Origin of the sequence: Jeotgalibacillus proteolyticus (genome assembly GCF_050107735.1) — a bacterium.
GTDB lineage: Bacteria > Bacillota > Bacilli > Bacillales > Jeotgalibacillaceae > Jeotgalibacillus > Jeotgalibacillus proteolyticus_A.
The window spans coordinates 1-18850 of sequence record NZ_JBNILO010000018.1 but is presented as its reverse complement, the minus strand read 5'-3'; the positions used below and the strand labels follow the sequence as shown (position 1 = coordinate 18850).

Sequence of the window (18850 nt, the reverse complement as noted above, 5' to 3'; positions counted from 1 at the left end):
TTATTCCTCCTTATCAAAAGACCGGATCTCGTTTCGGTTTACCGCCACGTATCCACTTTCTCCAGGTGTCAGATGGGACAAATCATGCTTCGCTGGAATGATATGCCTTCTTTTCGTACCTGTCATCTGTATATGTGCATAGGATTCCCCAAATTGATACGTCTGGTTCAGCCACTGCGCTTGGAGTACGCAGAACTCTGCATTAAATGCCGCCTGCGATCTGCTCCATGCAAAATAGTGATTGGGTGCGTATTCCCGATCATTCAGCACTATGACATCCGCGTAGTGTCTGGCAACTAATTCATTAGCAGGCTGCTCGTATACCTGTCTTGGAGGGCCTATCTGCTGGATTTCTCCTTCTGCCAACACGGCGACCTTGTCCCCTAACAGCATGGCTTCTTCGCGATCATGTGTGACAAAAACAGCCGTCATTTTCTCCTGCTTTAATAGCATTCTGACCCAGTCCCTTAATTCCCGTCTTAAGTCAGGATCAAGCGAACTGAAGGGCTCATCCAGTAAAAGCAGCTTTGGTTTGAGCACCAGCGCCCTGATTAACGCAATCCGCTGCTGCTGGCCGCCTGACAATTCATGCGGGTAAGCATGAATATAGTCTTCGAGCCCCACGGACTTTATATATTTGATTCCTTCAGTCGCTGCCTCTCTTTTTGAGCGCTTCAGCTTTAACCCATAGATCACATTTTCCAGAATCGTTAAGTGAGGGAAAAGCAACGGCTGCTGAAATACCATCCCTACGGTTCGTTCTTTTCCTTTCAGGTGCTCTACCCTCTGGTCTTCAAGGAGAGCATGACCTGATGTAAACTGCTCCAGTCCTGCGATACAGCGGAGCAGTGTGGATTTCCCGGTTCCCGATGGACCAACAAGAGAAAGAATTTCTCCTTTTTCAAGTGAAAAATCAACGCCGGTAAAAATTGCTTTTTCCTGATACTCTTTATGGGCTTTTACAAGTGAAAAATACGTCATGTTACACCTCTGTTTACGAAAGTCCCTTTGTACGTCAAAATTTTGGATAGCAATTCAACCGCTGCTACTGCTATGACGGGAAGCATGGCAAATGCAATGGAAAAAGCCGCCATCACGGTATCATTGACTGATTGCAAAAATGGATAATAAATGATGGGAAGCGTAATTACGTTTCCTCCACCGATCACTGCTGTCAGGACGTATTGGCTCATGCTGATGGTGACAGTCAGAAAGACGGCACTGCGCACACTCGGCATCAGTAAGGGCAGTTCAACGGATCTGAAGACATGAAAGGGGCTGCCTCCAAGCACTTTCGCCTGCTGGATCATGCCGGAGCCAATTCTGTCATAGCCAGCTTTCATGACCTTTATGGTATATGGAATGGTGGGAACAAGATGAACAATTACCACGCCAAGCCATTGATTGGCAAGGCCTAACCGGATCATGGTGATGTGAAGGCCGAGTGCTGCTGCCATCGTTGGAATAAATAAAGGCAGCAGGAGAAGCGTTTCAAGCAAACCTTTCCCTTTAAAAACAGAGTGAGAAAGGGCTTTACCCGCAAGAAAACCGACCAAAAGATTTAAAAATGTTACTGCTAGAGCAATAAGAGTAGATACAAATAGAGCTTCATAGATCCTCGGGTCCATCAGAAAAACTTCCCATCCACGGAGCGTCCACTCAAAAGACAGCGGCTCCCCCCATTTCCAAACAGGTGTAAAACTTTTAACCGCCAGCATCAAAGCAGGCAGCAGAAAAAACAAGCTTGAAAAAATATAAAAAATGGTCTTTTTCATATTGCCACTCCTATCGCTGGTGCTGACTTTTTGAAATCAACCATCTTCTTCTATTCAGCATAAGAAAAGATAGCAGGGCAAACAGGCTCATCACAACGGATATCATAAACAGCAGGGCAAAAGCGAAGGACCGTTCATCCCAGCTGATCCCGTAAAACCAATCATAGGCTAGCACAGCTGTCATTTGAGGAAATTCAACGCCAAGCAGCGCAGGCACCTCGTACGCTGTAAAAATAAATGCAGTCACAATTAAAAATACTTCTACAATAACCGGCTGAACCCACGGCCACTCAATCGTTTTAAAATACTCTCTCTTCGTTCCGCCTAACACCTGAATCACTTCTCCATACTGCTTCGGCATCTGTGCATATACAGGCAGCAGCATGAGCACGACAAACGGAATCTCTTTCCACAAGTACGTAATAATGATCCCCGTCCCTTCCCTGTCCTGTACAAGTACCGGAAACGCATCTCTTGATTCGAGCCAGCCAAGACTGTACAGAACAGAAGAAAGCACACCGCTTTGTCCTAGAAGCAGGAGGACAAAATACCCCCAGACAAAATGGGGAAACAGCATTGGAATCCACAAAATCCATTTTCCTAAACTATTTTCAATAAATGTGTGAAACGTCCGGACGAGCGCCCATCCTATCACAATCGATAAAGCAGTGGAGATCAATGTAATCCAAAGGCTGTAGCCAAATGAAGCATAGAGCCTTTCTTCTTCAAACAGGCTTTGATAATAGGCAAGTGTCCACCCATCCGGCCCTTTTACACTTTCTACAAATGACATAACCAGGCTGTAGAGGACGAGTAAAAGGAATAGAAACGAGGGTATTAGTAATAGGATGGTTTGTTTATTCAGATGCCACTTCATCTATCCACTGCTCCTGCAGCCACGGTACATACGCAGCATCTATTTCCGGCAAAAAAGCATCGTCGAGCGTTTGCTGATCCAATACCGTTTCTCCCCTTTCAATTTCGTCAAAAAGTGTTTTTTCTTCAGCATTTAATGTGGTAAAGTCTATCGGTGTATTTTCCCCCCAGTATTCCTGAGAAAGCTTAACGGCCTGGGCATCAGGTGACAGCATAAGATTAATGGCTGCCATGGCCGCTTCTTTATTTGGGCTGTTAAAAGGGATAGAAAGGAAATGAGCATTTCCTATTGAGCCTGGTTCTTCAAGGATAAAAGATTCAGTCGTTTCAGGAAAAACGCCATCTTCCACAAGAACCTCCGCTCTCGCTTCATTGTAGCCCATCGTCATCCAGATCTCCCCCTGGCTGTAAAGCCGGTCAAGCTCAGTCAGTGAGGATGGATACGTCTCTCCGCTTCTCCACAGATCAGGTTCTATTTCATTTAAATATCCCCATACCTCCTGAGCTCCTTCCTCAATTAAGTCAAGCGAATACGGTTCTTCAAGCAGCTCCTCTAAAGAAGAAGTTTTTCCGTAAAGAACATGACGGATAAATGCATCACCGGTAAAGTCGCCTGCAGCAGGATAGGTAAACTTTCCAGGGTTGTCCCCGATCCATTCCTGAAGCTCTTCTAACGAAGAAGGCGGAGCATCCATTTTTGAAGAATCATAATGAAATACGAACTGCACTTTCCCCCAAGGTGCTTCGAGTCCTTCTGTTTCCGTGCCAAAATCATAGGTGAAATCGAGGCTTTCTGCATCATAGTAGGTTTGAAAGTTGGGGATCTGTTGTGTAAATGGACCGTGCAGCAGCGAGCTTTCTTTCGCCCGTTTAAAATTTTCACCGTTCATCCAGATCAAATCAATCGTACCGTCCTGCTGCCCGGCTCTTTTTTCCGTTTCAAGCTTTTGAATGATTTCATTCGTATTCAACGGGATTCGTTCGAAATTTATATCATATTCTTCTTTTAACCTGGGCTTTACCCATTCATCCATGTATTGATTAATTCCTTCATCTCCTCCCCACATGTACATGCGGACAGTTTCGCCGGCTGCTTCCTCCTTAATTTCGTCCCAGGACAATTGATCCGTTTGATCTGAGGAGCTGGATGTGGAAGGCTGCCCTGTACATCCTGCTAAAGCAAGGATTAAAATGCCTGATGTAAGAACTAAAGATTTACTCATGCGATCACCACTTTCTCTGAACTTTCTCTATTAGCTGCTTCTATTATCAGTGTAGTCTTTTTTTCTCTATAAAGGTAACGAAAATGCTCTGCAGTAAGATCACTTACTTTTTATCCTTTTCAAGTGCCTTCATAATGCGGCCTAAATAAAAAGCCTGTGACAAATGTCTCAGGCTTTTTGACCGGTTCACTGCGCTTTAGGTGGACGCTTTCAGCAGCGGCAGACCCTTGAGCATTATTTCCTGCTCGTTATCGCCGCCCTGCGCATTACTTATACGATTGACATCACACGGTCTCTGTTACGATTTTTCAGTGATGTCCCACCCTATTTTTCCTTTAACTAAGCGAATTATTCAATAACCGCTGTCCAATCTTTGGATTTACGATCATAGCTGAACCAGGCATCGGGTGTTTCTTTCATTCTTACAGTCATCTCTTCTTCAAGATCATTCAGACTTTCGTAATCTCCCACCAGCCAGATGGGAATGTCGATCTTGCTTCTTGCAGAACTGGATTTCGCCAGTGAAATAACAACGCCATCCTGCAGTAAATGGGTAACGGTCCTCACGACTTCTCTCGGCATCACAGTAACGGCTTTTTCCTTTTTCCATTTCAGCATGCCTTTGCCGCTTCGAAGGAAGTTCCATTTAGCCGGCAGCACATTGCCCAGTACCGTATAAAAATCATCCCAATTCCGGTAATATATACGATTCATCGTGCCGTCCTCTGCAGTCAGATAAACGAATTGATTATTCAGTTTCCGGTAAAATGGAGGACGGAGATGATACTTCATATGACCGATATATAAGAGCTCGGCAAGTTCCTGTGAAGTCATCTCATCGACTCCTGCTTCATCTTCGAAATCAATCCAGCAAAAATCCCCGTAGGTGTGGACGGGGTCCTTTGCCAACTTGCTCATTTCATCTGCGCTGACGTACTCCAGGTGGGTGTGCATATTAAAAGATGCATTGTCATACTGATGCTTCAGGAGCAAGAGGTGATGGAGATTTTTAGACAATGCATGATAAAAGTCTTTAAATTCAATACCGGCAGACATTACATAATCCTGCGTTGAGTTAAGATGAATATAGATCCATTCCGAAGATCCCGCTTGAGGTTTCACCTGACCATCACCCCTTCTGTTTTTTCATTAAGTATAGTGTATCAAACTGCAAAAGAAAGAAGAAAAAAAGAAACTTTTGTTACACCTTTTCCGTCTCATTAAAGAAGAACTGCTATTTATAGCTATGTTATCGCATGCATCAAAAGAATCATGTTACAGTTAAGCAAGATAAGTCTTCCTGTCAATTGTGAATTGACCTGACATTTGATAGTCTAGTAGAAGTGACGAAAACACATTACAGTATCTGATTATATCTACTAAAAGTATATAGAATTAAGGTGAATAGATTGAATAACCAGAAACAATTTTCCGATCGCATTGATTGGAGCCTTGCGATCCTGTTGATCTTTTTTATGATGGCCAGTATTCTCGCCATTTCATCCGCACAAACCACGGAGCAATACGGAAATATGAACTTTGCACTCAGACAGGGCATGCTTTATGTGGTGGGTTTTGTCATTATAAGCATTACCATGGTCCTTGATATGGACCAGTTCAGGAGGATTGCCTGGGTCCTGTATGGCTTTGGCGTTGTTTTGTTAGTCGGGCTTCTTGTCGCCCCTGAAAGCATAGTGCCGTACATAAATGGAGCTTACAGCTGGTATCGTTTTCCTGTAATTGGGACGCTGCAGCCATCAGAATTTATGAAAACCTTCACGATAATCGCGCTTGCACGGGTGGTTGCATCCCATAATGAAAACTTTGGCCAGCGCACGGTTAAAAGCGACTTATGGATGCTTGCTAAAATCGGTGCTGTTGCAGGGGTTCCCTTCCTTTTGGTTAATGAACAGCCTGACCTCGGTACAATGCTTGTGTTTATCGCTATTACGATAGGCATTGTGTTAGTTTCAGGAATTACATGGAAAATTCTTTTTCCAGCATTTTTAACGGTAGGCGCTCTCGCAGCCTCATTAATTTCAATTGTTATCTTTGCCCCCAACTTAATCGCTCAATATTTTGATGATTATCAGCTTAGAAGAATCTATTCCTGGCTTGATCCCTATCAATTTTCTTCCGGCGACGCCTATCAGCTCACAACTTCCATGAGCGCTATTGGATCCGGGGAGATTTTTGGTAAAGGCTATCAGGATCGTCAGGTATACGTTCCGGATAATCACACAGATTTTATCTTTGCCGTCGTGGGAGAAGAATATGGTTTTATCGGCGCAAGTATTATAGTCAGTTTGTTTTTCATGCTGATTTATCATTTAACAAAAGTTTCATTGCAAACAAAAAGTCCGTTTAATGTTTATGTGTGTGCAGGTATCATTTCAATGATTACGTTTCACGCCTTTCAAAACATCGGGATGACGATTCAGCTGCTGCCCATTACAGGCATCCCGCTTCCGCTGATCAGTTACGGCGGAAGCTCGCTAATCGGTATTATGTTTGCACTCGGTTTAATCTTTTCAATGAAATTCCATCATCGAACCTATATGTTTTCTTCAGAAGAAGAAGTGTAAAAAAAGAGGCCTGCGCCTCTTTTTTTATTGCGTATTTCCTTTTATCACATTCAAGTGTCCCGGAAGAACCGTCAAGCTGTGGTCCTTTCCTTCGTAATGCTCCCCATCTAAATCAATATAGCGTGTGGAAGAGGTGGAAATCTTCAAAGAAGAGGCCTGAAAATGATCAATCGTGCTTTTATCCTTTTCCCAGTCCACAGTGGTTTTAGCAGAAAGGATTTCCTTAAACAATGGAAATCCGGCTTCTTTCACAATCAAAACATCCACCTTGCCGTCATTCAGTTGAATGCTTGACAGTGGAAATTCAGTCGCCCCTATAAACCGTCCGTTTAATACGAGAACCATTACGGCCTCATCAGACAGCGTCTCTCCGTCCATTTCCATTTCAAATGAAAAGCGGTCCTGTGCTGTCATTGATTTGAACGCACTAACGTAGTAGCTTAGTCTCCCAAAAACACCCTTTGACTGCTCGTCTATATTCAGTGACGCTTCAGCAATTAAACCAGTTCCCCAAAAATTGCCGAAATACTGGTCGCTCGTCTGAACAATATCCACTTTTTCTTCTGTTCCTTCTTCACTGATCAGAGCTGCCGCTTGTTTTACGTTCAGCGGTATGTCTAATGCGCGCGCAAAATCATTGCATGTTCCTGAAGGAATAACACTGAATACAGGACGCTTGTCCAAAGGAGAGAGTCCATTGATACACTCGTGGACAGTGCCGTCGCCTCCTAAAGCAATAACCAGTTCGACCTCTTCTCCATGCTGCCTGCAGAAATGCTCAGCATCTCCCGGTTTTTGTGTCTGCAGCAGGGTGAGATGAGGGATCGCTAAACTGATGGGTCCTATGATTTGAGCCAGAATTTTATCCATTTGTTTCTGACCTGCATTACCGTTGTAAATTAACATTGCTGACTTGTACATGACGTGCTTGCCCCTTTCGTAAACTTCTATTTCTCTATACCCTATTTTTTCTATGAACGTGCATGTCATACAAAAAAAGGTCCCCATTTTTAAATAAGATGAGCACCTTGATTGTGTTTATGTAATTTTTCCTTGCTTCTTACGTATTGGATACCTGATGAGAACTTTTCACCGTCTCCAAAATTTCCAGTCGTGATTTTGTTTTCGTAATTTTGACACCTATTCCTGACAGTTTGGCAATCATTCTTTTTAGACTTTCGCTGTCTCTAGCCATGATCGACACCTCTCTTTGTTTTAAGTGCTTGTCTTATTCATACGTATGGTTCATTTATATAGTTTCATTTTTTTAAAATTTTATTCATCTTGTTTACGGGTATAATACCACCAATTTCATAAGTTAATCCGAAATCATCAAAAAAATCAATATTCATGAACATTTATTGAACGCCGGACTAAACAGCGTGTATAAATTATATGCTTTTCCTTATACTACATAAGATTTTTACACTATGGAGGTGCTTTAAATGAATGTTCGTGAAGTAATGACAGATGAAGTGATCAGCTGTAAAAAAACGGATTCAGTCGCTCAAGTCGCAAAGATCATGAAGGAGCATAATATAGGGATTTTGCCTGTACTTGATCAAGGCAGGGCAATCGGCATGGTATCAGACCGTGATGTAGTCATCCGCGGAGTAGCAGAGCACAAAGAAGAACAAATTGATCAGGTTATGACTCATCAAGTAATCAGTGTAAAACCGGATACAAGTTCTCAGGAAGCAGCTGCACTAATGGCAGAACATCAGGTGCGCAGACTGCCCGTCATAGAAGGAGAAAAAGTCATTGGAATGGTCTCACTTGGCGACCTCTCCGTCTCAACTCAATCCAATGACCAGGCCGGAGACGCCCTCACAGATATTTCACAGCCTTAATTTTATGCATTAACGTACAAAAGGGGCCTGGCCCCTTTTGTACGTTAATGCACTGCCAAACCATCAAGAAGGGGATTTTTTACATATCCTCTTCTTTTTTCGTTGCTGTTGTGATACGATTGTAAACGCTCTTTTTTCGCGGCTGCGATTTATATCATGCGAATGAGGTGACAAATTTGGCGGATCAACCGAAGCAATCTTCTTACACACACCCCGATTATAAAAACGAAGTGGATCGTTTACTCTTCACCCGGCTTTACATTGACCAGGCGCTTGCGGCATCAGAGCAGAGCGCAGGAAACGCCAGACAGCATTTAAAAGAAGCATATGAAACCCTCGACTCCTTAGACAGCAGCTTAAGCTATATGAATCTTTTAACCGGAGCCAGTCTGCTTCAAATGAACACAGACCAGGTGAAAAGGCTGAAAAGCGTCTATGACAAACCTTATTTTGCCCGAATTGACTATCAAAAGAACAACGAAGAAAAAGAGTCTCTGTATATTGGAAAAGCCTCCCTTCATAATCCCGAGAATCAGTCGCAGATTATTGTAGACTGGCGGTCTCCTGTATCAAATGTCTATTATGACGGACGGCTTGGAGACGTGGAATATGAAGTCAACGGTGAAACGACACAGGGCTACTTATCACTGAAGCGGCAGTATCAAATTGAAAAAGGAGAGCTGCTCAATATTCAGGATGTAGATTTAACGACAACAGACGAACTGCTTCAGCAATCGCTTGCTGGAAAAGCGGATAATCGCCTGACCGAAATTGTTTCCACTATCCAAAAAGAACAAAATGATATTATCCGTGCTCCCTTGAATCGTCCGATCATCGTACAAGGAGCTGCCGGCAGCGGAAAAACAACTATTGCCCTTCATCGAATATCCTATTTTTTATATGTAAATAGTGAAACCTTTCATCCCTCTGACCTCATGATCCTTGCACCTAACCAATTATTTATTGAATATATTTCAGACGTTCTGCCGGAATTAGGTGTAGATAAAATTAAACAAACCACCTTGATTGACTACATGATAAAAGCGGCTAAGGTAAACACCCGCCTTGAAGATCCAGTAAAAAAGCTGGTTTCGTTAATTGAACAAGAGGATTCCAGTGCGGAGATTAAGAAACTCTCTCAATTTAAAGGCTCCCTGCTTTTCATGAGAATAATCGACCGCTACTTGAATTTGATCGAAGAATCGCTTGCTCCTAAAGGAGATGTCATGCTGGAGAAATTCAGGATCCTGCGCGGATCGCGTCTTGCGGATCTTTTTTTGCATGATTACCGGTATCTTCCTGTCTATAAAAGATTTGATAAAATTAAAGGCGTTATTCAAAATCATCTCCGCACAAAGAAAAAGCATGTTCTGAAAAAAATAGAAGATGTGTATGATGAAGCCCTGGAAAAAGCATTGTATGGCATTCGAAATGATGCAAAACGCAGAAAAAGAGTAACCTTCATTATGGACACAAAGGCACAAAGAACCGAAGCCGTTAAAAAAGAAGCGCGGTCCACCGTACGTACGTATATGAAACAGTTTGAGAAAAAAAGCGCAGTGGATTATTACAAAGAACTGCTCACGTCACCCGAGCTTCTTGAAACTTGCGCCCCTGAATTAACCCGTCAGGACATTGATCAGCTGGTGAATTACAGTCAGGACATGATAACAAGGCGCAGATTTGAACTCGAAGACCTCGCACCCATTTACTATTTGCACGGCAGACTGTACGGGCTTGATGATGAATCGAAAGTGAAAAATGTGTTTATTGATGAAGCTCAGGATTACAGCTATTTTCAGCTTGCTGCACTCAGAAAAATTCTCGATACCAGTCTTTTTACGATCGTTGGAGATTTAGCACAGGGCATTCATTCTTACAGGGGAATGCGGGACTGGGGTGTGGTGGAAAAAGAAATATTTGGAGAAGCGCATTATTTCACTTTGCAAAAAAGCTATCGTACCACCATTGAAATTATGAATCTGGCGAATACCGTTTTAGAAAAAATGGAGGAGTCCCTTCCTCTCGTAGAGCCCGTGGTTCGTCACGGATTAGTGCCTGCTTATCACCAGCTTTCTGCAGACAGACTGGTTCAAAAAATGGAGCAGGATATTCACCAGCTCCAAAAGGAAAATTTCACAACCATTGCAGTGATTTGTAAAACACCATCAGAATGCAAAAAAATGTTCAGCTTGTTTGCTTCGAGTACTCTTTCCGTTCAGCTTCTGACAGAGAACGAAGAACTAAAGAAAAATCAAATTACCCTTCTTCCTGCTTATCTTTCAAAAGGTCTTGAATTTGATGCGGTATTAATTCCTTCTTTGACTGAAGCGTATAAAGGAAATGAGCTTGACCGCAAGCTATTGTATGTAGCCATGACGCGCGCGATGCATCGGCTTGCTCTTTACAGCGAGCGTCCAGAGGATCTCCTGCTCGACGAAGCGGCGAAAGAGAAATTAACCCTGCAGAATACCTAAAAAAAACAAGCCCCGAATGAGAGTAAACAGCTTTTTGTGAGAACCAGCAAAAGTGGTTTCCAAAGCGAGCTGTTCCTTCTATTCGGGGCTTTTTAATGCACCGTTTTTCTTACAGTTTAATACGCTGAAGCCTTAAGGCATTCAATACCACGGAGACCGAGCTGAATGCCATTGCAGCTCCAGCCACCCATGGTGCTAAAAGACCTGCCGCTGCAATTGGAATCCCAAGGGTGTTGTAGCCAAATGCCCAAAACAGGTTTTGTTTAATATTTCTCATGGTTTTCCTGCTCATGACAATAGCATCAGCAATACGATTCAGATCGCCTCGCATCAGGGTGATATCGGCAGCTTCCATCGCAACATCCGCTCCTGTACCAATGGCCATGCCAATGTCAGCTACTGCAAGGGCAGGTGCATCGTTTATGCCATCACCAACCATTGCCACCACTTTCCCCTGTTTTTGAAGCTTCCTGATTTCATCCGCTTTTCCTTCAGGCAGCACTTCTGCAATCACAGTTGAAATGCCAGCTTCGTTTGCAATGGATTGCGCTGTACGGCTGTTATCTCCTGTGATCATAATCACATCGATGCCTGCCTGATGAAGTCTTGCGACTGCTTCTTTTGAAGTTTCTTTGATTGTATCCGCTACTGCGAGTATGCCAGCAAGCTTCTGATCAACCGCAGCAAGCATGACCGTTTTCCCTTCCTGTTCAAGAGCCGCTATGATTTCTTCAAGCGGATCAATTTGAATCCCTGACTCCTTCATCAGTGTACGTGTTCCAACCAGCACTTCTTTTCCATCTACATTCGCTTTAATGCCAAAGCCTGTGACTGATTCGAAATCGAGGAAGGAAGACGTATCAATTCCTTTTTCTTCCACCCCGCGGACAATAGATTTCGCTAGCGGGTGTTCAGACCCTCTTTCGGCAGATCCTGCGAAATACAATAAGTCCTCTTCAGAAAATTCTCCATACGTCTTCACATCAGTGAGAACAGGCTTTCCTTTGGTGATGGTTCCTGTTTTATCTAACACGACTGTATTCACAGACTGCGTGGTTTCCAGATGTTCGCCGCCTTTAAATAAAATTCCATATTCTGCAGAACGGCCGGACCCAGCCATTATGGAAGTCGGCGTCGCAAGACCCAGAGCGCACGGACAGGCAATGACTAACACAGCAATCGTCGCCTCAAGGGCCTGTCCAACTTCACCAGGTGACACAACCAATAGCCATGCCGCAAATGTCAGCAAAGCAATTCCTACAACAATCGGGACAAAGATTCCTGAGATTTTATCTGCCTGACGCTGAATGGGCGCTTTAGATCCCTGTGCCTGCTCTACAACCTGAATAATTTGGGAAAGAGCCGTTTCTTTTCCCACTTTTGTGGCACGAAGTTTGATGTATCCCTGTTTATTTATGGTTGCTCCGATGACAGGATCACCCTTTTGTTTATCCACCGGAACACTTTCTCCTGTAATCATCGATTCATCAATGGCAGAGCTGCCTTCTGTTATGATGCCATCTACCGGAATTTTTTCTCCTGGCCGTACGACTGCGATATCATCGATTCTTACTTCATCAATCGGCACTTCTGTTTCCTGTGAGCCGTTCATAATCACCGCTGTCTTCGACTGAAGACCGATCAATTTTTTTATGGCTTCTGACGATCTTCCCTTTGCTTTTGCTTCAAACAGCTTTCCGAGTACGATTAATGTAATTAGGACGGCACTCGTTTCAAAGTACAGCCCCATGGAATGACCAGGCATACCTGCAGATTGAATCGCGAGAAAGACACTGTAAAAATAAGCTGCTGAAGTACCAAGGGCTACGAGAACATCCATATTTGCACTGCCATTTCGAAGTGCCTTATATGCACCTGTATAAAATCCCTTCCCGATATAAAACTGAACCGGGGTTGCGAGCGCCATTTGAACCCATGGATTCATCAGCACTTCAGGAACATACAGCCACTGGGTAAAACTGAAATGCCCTGCCATGGTCCATAATAGCGGGAGAGATAAAATCAGTGAAAGAATAAATCTGCGCTGCTGTTTTTGGATTTCCACAAGACGGTGGTCTTTCTGCTGACCATCCCCGTTCTTTTTTTGTCTGGCTCCATATCCCAGTTTTTCTACCTGACCCATTATTTCTTCTACAGTGACTGCGCCATCCATGTAATGAATGGTTCCCTGCTCGAGCGCAAGGTTGACTGTCGCAGACTGAACCCCCGCCATTTTCTGAAGTCCCTTTTCTACTCGTGATGAACAGGCTGCACATGTCATGCCTGTCAATTCAAGCTCTGCTTTTTTTGTCACTACTCCATACCCAAGATCTTCTACCTTCTTTTTAATCTCTTCTAGTGAAAGCTCATCTTGATTGTAGCGGACGGTGGCCTGTTCTAAGGTAAGGTTAACCGCAGCCTGCTCCACTCCATCGAGCTTCAACAATCCTTTTTCAACCCGATTTGAGCACGCAGCACAGGTCATGCCTGTAAGATGCAGGTCGCTTTTTACTTGTGTCATCTTTTCACTCCTTTCCCCTTTAAACGATGATCCACTAGATACCCACATAGGGTATATAGTTCGTATAAAGAAAGTGTGCGGATAACCTGCACACTTCGCTTTTATTATTTAATTTTATAGCCTTGTTCTTCGATTTTAGCGCGAATTTCACTTAATGTAACAAATGAGTCTTGAAAATCAACGTCTACCGTTCCCTGCTGAAGATTGACTTTCACTTCATTTACTCCGCCCAGATCCCGGACGTTGCTTTCAATTGCATCTACACAGTGCTGACAGGACATTCCCTCAACATTTAACGTTACTGCTTCTACCATATACAATCATCCTCCTACTTTTTCATTAGGCGCTTCATCGTTGCAAGCAGTTCATCTACCACTTCGAGATCGCCTTCTTGAATTCTGTCTACAATACAGCTTTTCATATGACCTTCAAGCAACAGGTTGGATACACTATTTAAAGCAGATTGTGTAGCTGCGATTTGGGTAATCACATCATCGCAATAGGTATCTTTTTCAATCATACCCTTTATCCCCCTGATTTGTCCTTCAATACGATTTAAACGGGATGTCAAATTATGTTTCATTTCTTCAGAGTGGTGGCTTTTACGACTGTGACCGCTTGAACACTGATCCTCTTTTACATCCGGCTGACCAGTTCTTAAACTCTCCATCCCATTCACTCCCTGCGCTGTCATTATGCTATAAGTATAATATACCCTCTAGAGGTATGTAAACAAATGAGATTCGATCTTGATCTATTTTCTGAATTATCGAACTTTAAAGAATGGTTTGACATGGTTTTCCTCCCATAGTAAAGTAAGGGACATCAATTAAATAGAACAATTTCTTCTTATCACGAGAGGTGGAGGGACTGGCCCTTTGATACCTCGGCAGCGGACTATTCATAGCACCGTGCCAACTCCAGCAGACAGCAGTCTGAGAGATGAGAAGAGGTGTTAGCGTATGCGGCCTCTTCTTGTTTATTCGGGAAGAGGCTTTTTTAATGGAACTGAATCGTTAAAACATGCCTCTTCCCCGCACTAAACCGACTAATCAAATGAGATTAGTTCAGATAAAAAGGAGGAAGGCGTATGATTCAATTTTCATCGGTAAGCAAGACTTATGGCAGCGGCAAAGACGCAGTGCAGGCGCTTTCCGGAATTGATTTGACGATTGAAACAGGTGAAATTTACGGCGTCATCGGCTTCAGCGGGGCTGGTAAAAGCTCTTTAATCCGCTGTGTCAATCTTTTGGAAAGGCCCACAGAGGGCACCATCAAAATACACGGGAAAGACCTTACCTCCCTATCTAAAAAAGAGGTGCGGCAAACCCGGAAAGATATCGGGATGATTTTTCAGCATTTTAATCTATTAAATTCAAAAACGGTCTACCACAATGTAGCGATGCCGCTTCTTTTGTCAGGCGAAGATAAGAAAAAAGTATCGCAGCGGGTAGCAGACCTGCTTGATTTTGTCGGTCTTGGTGACAAGGCGGACCAGTATCCAGATCAGCTTTCCGGCGGACAGAAGCAGCGAGTCGGCATCGCCCGGGCGCTTGCCACCAATCCTTCCATCCTGCTATGTGACGAAGCAACGTCCGCACTTGATCCGGAAACGACACAATCGATTCTTGAACTTCTTAGAAAAGTAAATAAGGAGTATAAGATTACAATTTTAATGATTACACACGAAATGGGTGTGATCCGGGAGATCTGCGATAAGGTCGCCGTGCTTGAGAGCGGATCTATTATTGAACAGGGAACGGTCTTTGATGTTTTTACGGATCCACAGCACCGGACTACGCAGAAATTCGTTCGCTCAATCATGAACGACGGCTTGCCGGAGAGCATTTTAAACGAAATCAATCTCAAGGAGCATAAGCATATTTACCGGATTCAATTTACCGGAAGCTCGACCGGTTACCCGCTCCTTTCGAGAGTGTCGAGAGAGTTTGCACTTGATTTAAATGTTCTCTATGGAAATATTACAGAGCTGCAGGGAATTCCTTACGGGAATCTTATTGTCGAATTTATCGGAGAGCGTGCAGACATTCAACGTGCGCTCCTCTCTATTCAGCAGCAGCACATAACAGTAAAGGATGTGATCCGGGATGCTGGTTGATTCTACTCAAATTATTGAAGCGCTTTGGGAGACGCTTTGGATGGTCGGATTTTCGCTTTTATTTTCAGCCTTAATCGGCTTGCCTTTAGGTATTTTGCTTGTCATTACGCGAAAAGGTCATCTTTGGGAAAATGCCCCGCTCTTTAACGTGCTGAATGGCGTAGTCAATGTATTTCGTTCTGTTCCGTTTATTATTTTACTCGTCGCCATCGTACCTGTAACACGCTTTATTGTCGGTACTTCAATTGGGACAGCGGCGACTGTTGTTCCCCTGGTATTTTATGCGGGCCCTTATATTGCCAGATTAATAGAGAACTCTCTTTTAGAAGTGGATAAAGGCGTCATTGAAGCTGCAGAAGCAATGGGCGCCACTCCAAATCAAATTATTTTCCGTTTTCTCATCCCTGAAGCCCTCAGCTCTCTTGTGCTAGCGCTCACGATAGCGACAGTCGGACTGGTTGGTGCTTCAGCCATGGCAGGAGCAGTCGGCGGCGGCGGACTCGGCGATCTAGCCATCACATACGGCTATCAGCGATTTGATACGACCACGATGTACATCACACTCGGAATTTTAATTATTATGGTTCAAGGCTTGCAGACGACCGGCAATCTTATGTCAAAAAAAATTCGAAGAAGTTAATTTTAGGAGGAAAAGAAAATGAAAAAATGGACGACTCTTTCACTTGTATCAATCCTTACCCTTACCCTTGCAGCGTGCGGAGGAGATGAAGATGGACCGGTCAGAATCGGAATCAGCGGTTCAGATACACGCATTTGGGATTTTGTTGCGGAAAAAGCCGCGGAGGAAGACATTGAAATCCAAATTGTAACCTTTTCGGATTACGTGCAGCCCAATATTGCACTTTCAGAAGGCGAGCTTGATTTAAATGCTTTTCAAACCATCTCTTATTTTGATGATTTTATAGAAGAAAGAGAGCTTGATTTAGCACCGATTGCTTCGACGGTCATTGCGCCTATGGCTCTGTACTCTGAAAAAATTGACTCTATTGAAGAGCTTCCTGAAGGCGCGACGATCGCAGTTCCAAATGAAGCAACGAATCTGGGAAGAGCACTTTTGCTGCTTGAAGAAGCAGAATTAATTGAACTAAGTGATGAAGCAGGGTTGACCGGAACAGAACAGGACATCACAAGCAACCCTAAAAATATCGAAATACTTCCTGTGGTAGCTGGTCAGGCACCCCGTTCCCTTCCAGATGTGGACGCAGCGATTATTAACAACGGAATCGCTGTTGATGCCGGTTTCAGCCCTGTGAATGACTCGATTTTCCGTGAAAGCGACACAGCAACACCTTATATCAATATTATTGCAGCGCAAACAGAAGATACCGACCGTGAAGACCTGCAGCGTATCGGTGAACTTTATCAGGAAGACGATGTCGCGGAATTTATTGAAGAGGAATATGACGGTGGAATGATCCCTACGTTCATTCCCGTAGAAGATCTTACAGACTATTAAGCAGAGGAGTTTTAAAGATGAATTCAGTTTCAACCAAATCCGTGAAAGATCTGATCACCAGTCATATTGAGGCCCGTGAAGCAGGCTATATTCAAACCAGCCACTCGATTCATGAACGTCCCGAAATAGGCAATCAGGAGTTTTTCGCTCAAGATCTTCTGACGAGCCATTTAATTTCTGAAGGCTTTGAGGTTGAAAAGGCAGTCGCAGGCCACGAAACTTCCTTTTACGCAGTGAAATCAAGCAATAAACCAGGACCTACTATTGCATTTTTAGCTGAATATGATGCGCTCCCAGGTCTTGGGCACGCCTGCGGCCATAATATCATTGGAACAGCCAGCATCGCTGCTGCCAACAGCGTCGCGAGTGTACTGGATCAAATCGGCGGGAAAGTGGTCGTTCTCGGAACTCCCGCAGAAGAAGGCGGACCAAACGGCAGTGCAAAAGGAAGCTTTGTCAAACACGGCTATTTAGAGGATATTGATGCAGCCATGATGATCCACCCTTCTTATCAATCAGGCCGCACCACAACTTCATTAGCAGTAGATCCGCTTGATTTTGAATTTATCGGAAAGCCTGCCCATGCAGCATCATCCCCTCAGGATGGCATCAATGCGCTCGACGGAGTCCTCCAGCTGTTCAATGGCATCAATGCTCTTCGCCAGCATGTACAGGATGATGTACGGATTCATGGAATCATTACTCACGGTGGAGATGCACCGAATATTGTCCCTGAATATGCGAAAGCCCGGTTTTACATCCGTGCAGCGAGCCGCAGCGTTTTAAACGATGTGACCCGAAAAGTCCGCGCGATCGCTGAAGGTGCCGCACTTGCAACGGGTGCTTCACTGAATGTCATTGCTTTTCAAAATGAAGTGGATAACTTAATCCCTACCCCGCTGTTTGATGATGTATTTGAAGAAGCGTTCAGCTCTCTTGGCGGTAAATATAGTGAAGATGGGCGGAATGGAATCGGCTCCACTGATGCAGGCAATATCAGTCATGTCGTTCCAACGATTCATCCCTATATTCAAATTGGTCCCAAGGAGCTTGTCCTTCACACAGATGCCTTTAGAGAAGCGGCTAAATCCAAAGAAGGCGACCGCGGGCTGATGATCGGAGCAAAGGCCCTTGCCTTAACCGCTTTTACTCTGTTTACAGAAGGAGAAAAACTAAAACAGATTCAGCAGCAGTTTTGGCAGATTCGAGAGAATTAATACAACAGCCTGGGACAAAAGTGTCTCAAGCTCTACGAACGGTTCACTTCGCTTTAGTCGGACGCTTTCCGCAGGGACGGCGCTGAGCCTTTTCAGAGCCTTGCTCTTTAAAGTCTCAGCTTGCCGTCATGTCCTGCAGGAGTCGCCGCCTTCCGCTCCGCTCACCTAATACTAGTAGTAAATATATCCTCATTTTTAAAACTTTTTTAAGTTTTGTCCTAACCTCTTTTTAAATATCAGTTGCTTACATAAAAGACATGGGATGGCCAATAAGCAATCTATTTACGGGTGAACTTATTAAAGAATAGATTCATTGCAGCGCAGTTGGGGGACTCTTGCGTAAAAAAGCGGGAAGGGTGAGACCAGGCAGATGCGGCAGCATCAACGGGGGCTCACCTCCCGCCACGCGGAAAGCCTCCGGTCGCAGCGGAAATGAACCGGTCCTCCTTCCTTTCTCAATAAAAATGAATTTCTCGCGAAAAATTATGGATAGTTGATCAGTACTCTTTTTAGGAGTGAATTTGTTAAAGAATAGGTTCATTGCAGCGGAGGCCGGGGACTCCTGCGTGAAAAAGCGGGAAGGGTGAGACACGGCAGATGCGGCAGCATCAACGGGGCTCACCTCCCGCCACGCGGAAAGCCTCCGGACGCAGCGGAAATGAACCGGTCCTCCTTCCTTTCTCAAAAAAATGAATTTCTCGCGAAAAATTATGGATAGTTGATCAGTACT

General features: G+C 44.1%; 18 protein-coding genes and 1 riboswitch. Of the genes, 7 read left to right on the top strand and 11 right to left on the bottom strand.

The features are described 5' to 3' along the window. The 5 genes from ACQCT8_RS18505 to ACQCT8_RS18485 all read right to left on the bottom strand — a co-directional run bounded on the left by ACQCT8_RS18505 (position 1) and on the right by ACQCT8_RS18485 (position 4996). Positions 1-981, bottom strand: coding sequence for an ABC transporter ATP-binding protein (locus ACQCT8_RS18505; RefSeq protein ID WP_426873580.1), 981 nt, complete (start codon positions 979-981; stop codon positions 1-3). Continuing rightward, positions 978-1775 carry an ABC transporter permease gene (locus ACQCT8_RS18500; protein WP_426873578.1) on the bottom strand — a complete coding sequence of 266 codons (798 nt, stop codon included), beginning with the start codon at positions 1773-1775 and terminating at the stop codon, positions 978-980. The genes ACQCT8_RS18505 and ACQCT8_RS18500 overlap by 4 nt, the downstream gene beginning before the upstream one ends. A gap of 10 nt (positions 1776-1785) precedes the next feature. Beyond that, on the bottom strand, positions 1786-2652 hold the full coding sequence (locus ACQCT8_RS18495; RefSeq protein ID WP_426873576.1) for an ABC transporter permease: 867 nt from the start codon (positions 2650-2652) through the stop codon (positions 1786-1788). Continuing rightward, entirely contained in the window at positions 2633-3874 is a 1242-nt protein-coding gene (locus ACQCT8_RS18490; RefSeq protein WP_426873574.1) for an ABC transporter substrate-binding protein, read from the bottom strand. Before ACQCT8_RS18490 ends, ACQCT8_RS18495 begins: the two co-directional genes overlap by 20 nt. A 348-nt stretch (positions 3875-4222) precedes the next feature. Then, positions 4223-4996, bottom strand: a complete 774-nt coding sequence (locus ACQCT8_RS18485) for a hypothetical protein (RefSeq protein ID WP_426873572.1) — start codon at positions 4994-4996, stop codon at positions 4223-4225. 278 nt (positions 4997-5274) lie between these two features. On the opposite strand from ACQCT8_RS18485, the gene ACQCT8_RS18480 reads away from it, so the two are divergent. Further along, positions 5275-6459 (top strand): FtsW/RodA/SpoVE family cell cycle protein, encoded by a 1185-nt coding sequence (locus tag ACQCT8_RS18480; RefSeq protein WP_426873570.1) that lies wholly within the window; start codon positions 5275-5277, stop codon positions 6457-6459. Between the two features lie 24 nt (positions 6460-6483). Here ACQCT8_RS18480 and ACQCT8_RS18475 read toward each other — a convergent pair whose 3' ends face one another. Continuing rightward, the gene (locus ACQCT8_RS18475) at positions 6484-7380 is read right to left on the bottom strand and encodes a diacylglycerol/lipid kinase family protein (protein WP_426873568.1); all 897 of its coding nucleotides are present in this window, start codon (positions 7378-7380) and stop codon (positions 6484-6486) included. 139 nt (positions 7381-7519) lie between these two features. Then, on the bottom strand, positions 7520-7654 hold the full coding sequence (locus ACQCT8_RS18470; RefSeq protein ID WP_278241547.1) for an Lmo0850 family protein: 135 nt from the start codon (positions 7652-7654) through the stop codon (positions 7520-7522). A 250-nt stretch (positions 7655-7904) separates the two neighbouring features. Here ACQCT8_RS18470 and ACQCT8_RS18465 point away from each other — a divergent pair, with 250 nt between their 5' ends. Together ACQCT8_RS18465 and helD are read left to right on the top strand one after the other, a co-directional pair. Beyond that, positions 7905-8309 carry a CBS domain-containing protein gene (locus ACQCT8_RS18465; protein WP_426873566.1) on the top strand — a complete coding sequence of 135 codons (405 nt, stop codon included), beginning with the start codon at positions 7905-7907 and terminating at the stop codon, positions 8307-8309. Between the two features lie 176 nt (positions 8310-8485). Beyond that, positions 8486-10786, top strand: a complete 2301-nt coding sequence (gene helD / locus ACQCT8_RS18460) for an RNA polymerase recycling motor HelD (RefSeq protein WP_426873564.1) — start codon at positions 8486-8488, stop codon at positions 10784-10786. 109 nt (positions 10787-10895) lie between these two features. Here helD and ACQCT8_RS18455 read toward each other — a convergent pair whose 3' ends face one another. From ACQCT8_RS18455 to ACQCT8_RS18445, 3 genes are all read right to left on the bottom strand, one after another. After that, positions 10896-13307, bottom strand: coding sequence for a heavy metal translocating P-type ATPase (locus ACQCT8_RS18455; RefSeq protein WP_426873562.1), 2412 nt, complete (start codon positions 13305-13307; stop codon positions 10896-10898). A gap of 104 nt (positions 13308-13411) precedes the next feature. Then, positions 13412-13621 (bottom strand): copper chaperone CopZ, encoded by a 210-nt coding sequence (gene copZ / locus ACQCT8_RS18450; protein WP_278241551.1) that lies wholly within the window; start codon positions 13619-13621, stop codon positions 13412-13414. A gap of 14 nt (positions 13622-13635) precedes the next feature. Beyond that, positions 13636-13977: a metal-sensitive transcriptional regulator gene (locus ACQCT8_RS18445; protein WP_426873559.1), complete on the bottom strand. Its 342-nt coding sequence runs from the start codon at positions 13975-13977 to the stop codon at positions 13636-13638. A 176-nt stretch (positions 13978-14153) separates the two neighbouring features. After that, positions 14154-14256, top strand: a riboswitch (SAM riboswitch). A 141-nt stretch (positions 14257-14397) separates the two neighbouring features. Between ACQCT8_RS18445 and ACQCT8_RS18440 the strand changes: the two genes are divergently transcribed. From ACQCT8_RS18440 to ACQCT8_RS18425, 4 genes are read left to right on the top strand one after another with little or no spacing between them, the layout of a single operon-like run. Further along, entirely contained in the window at positions 14398-15426 is a 1029-nt protein-coding gene (locus ACQCT8_RS18440; RefSeq protein ID WP_426873557.1) for a methionine ABC transporter ATP-binding protein, read from the top strand. Next, positions 15416-16066: a methionine ABC transporter permease gene (locus ACQCT8_RS18435; protein ID WP_278241554.1), complete on the top strand. Its 651-nt coding sequence runs from the start codon at positions 15416-15418 to the stop codon at positions 16064-16066. Before ACQCT8_RS18440 ends, ACQCT8_RS18435 begins: the two co-directional genes overlap by 11 nt. Positions 16067-16084: 18 nt before the next feature. Further along, positions 16085-16903, top strand: a complete 819-nt coding sequence (locus ACQCT8_RS18430) for a MetQ/NlpA family ABC transporter substrate-binding protein (RefSeq protein ID WP_426873554.1) — start codon at positions 16085-16087, stop codon at positions 16901-16903. Positions 16904-16920: 17 nt separating this feature from the next. Beyond that, complete coding sequence (locus ACQCT8_RS18425; RefSeq protein ID WP_426873552.1) at positions 16921-18120, top strand: M20 family metallopeptidase; 1200 nt, start codon at positions 16921-16923, stop codon at positions 18118-18120. Positions 18121-18430: 310 nt separating this feature from the next. Here ACQCT8_RS18425 and ACQCT8_RS18420 read toward each other — a convergent pair. Then, a partial coding sequence (locus ACQCT8_RS18420; RefSeq protein WP_426873550.1) for a hypothetical protein occupies positions 18431-18850 on the bottom strand: 420 nt, incomplete at its 5' end.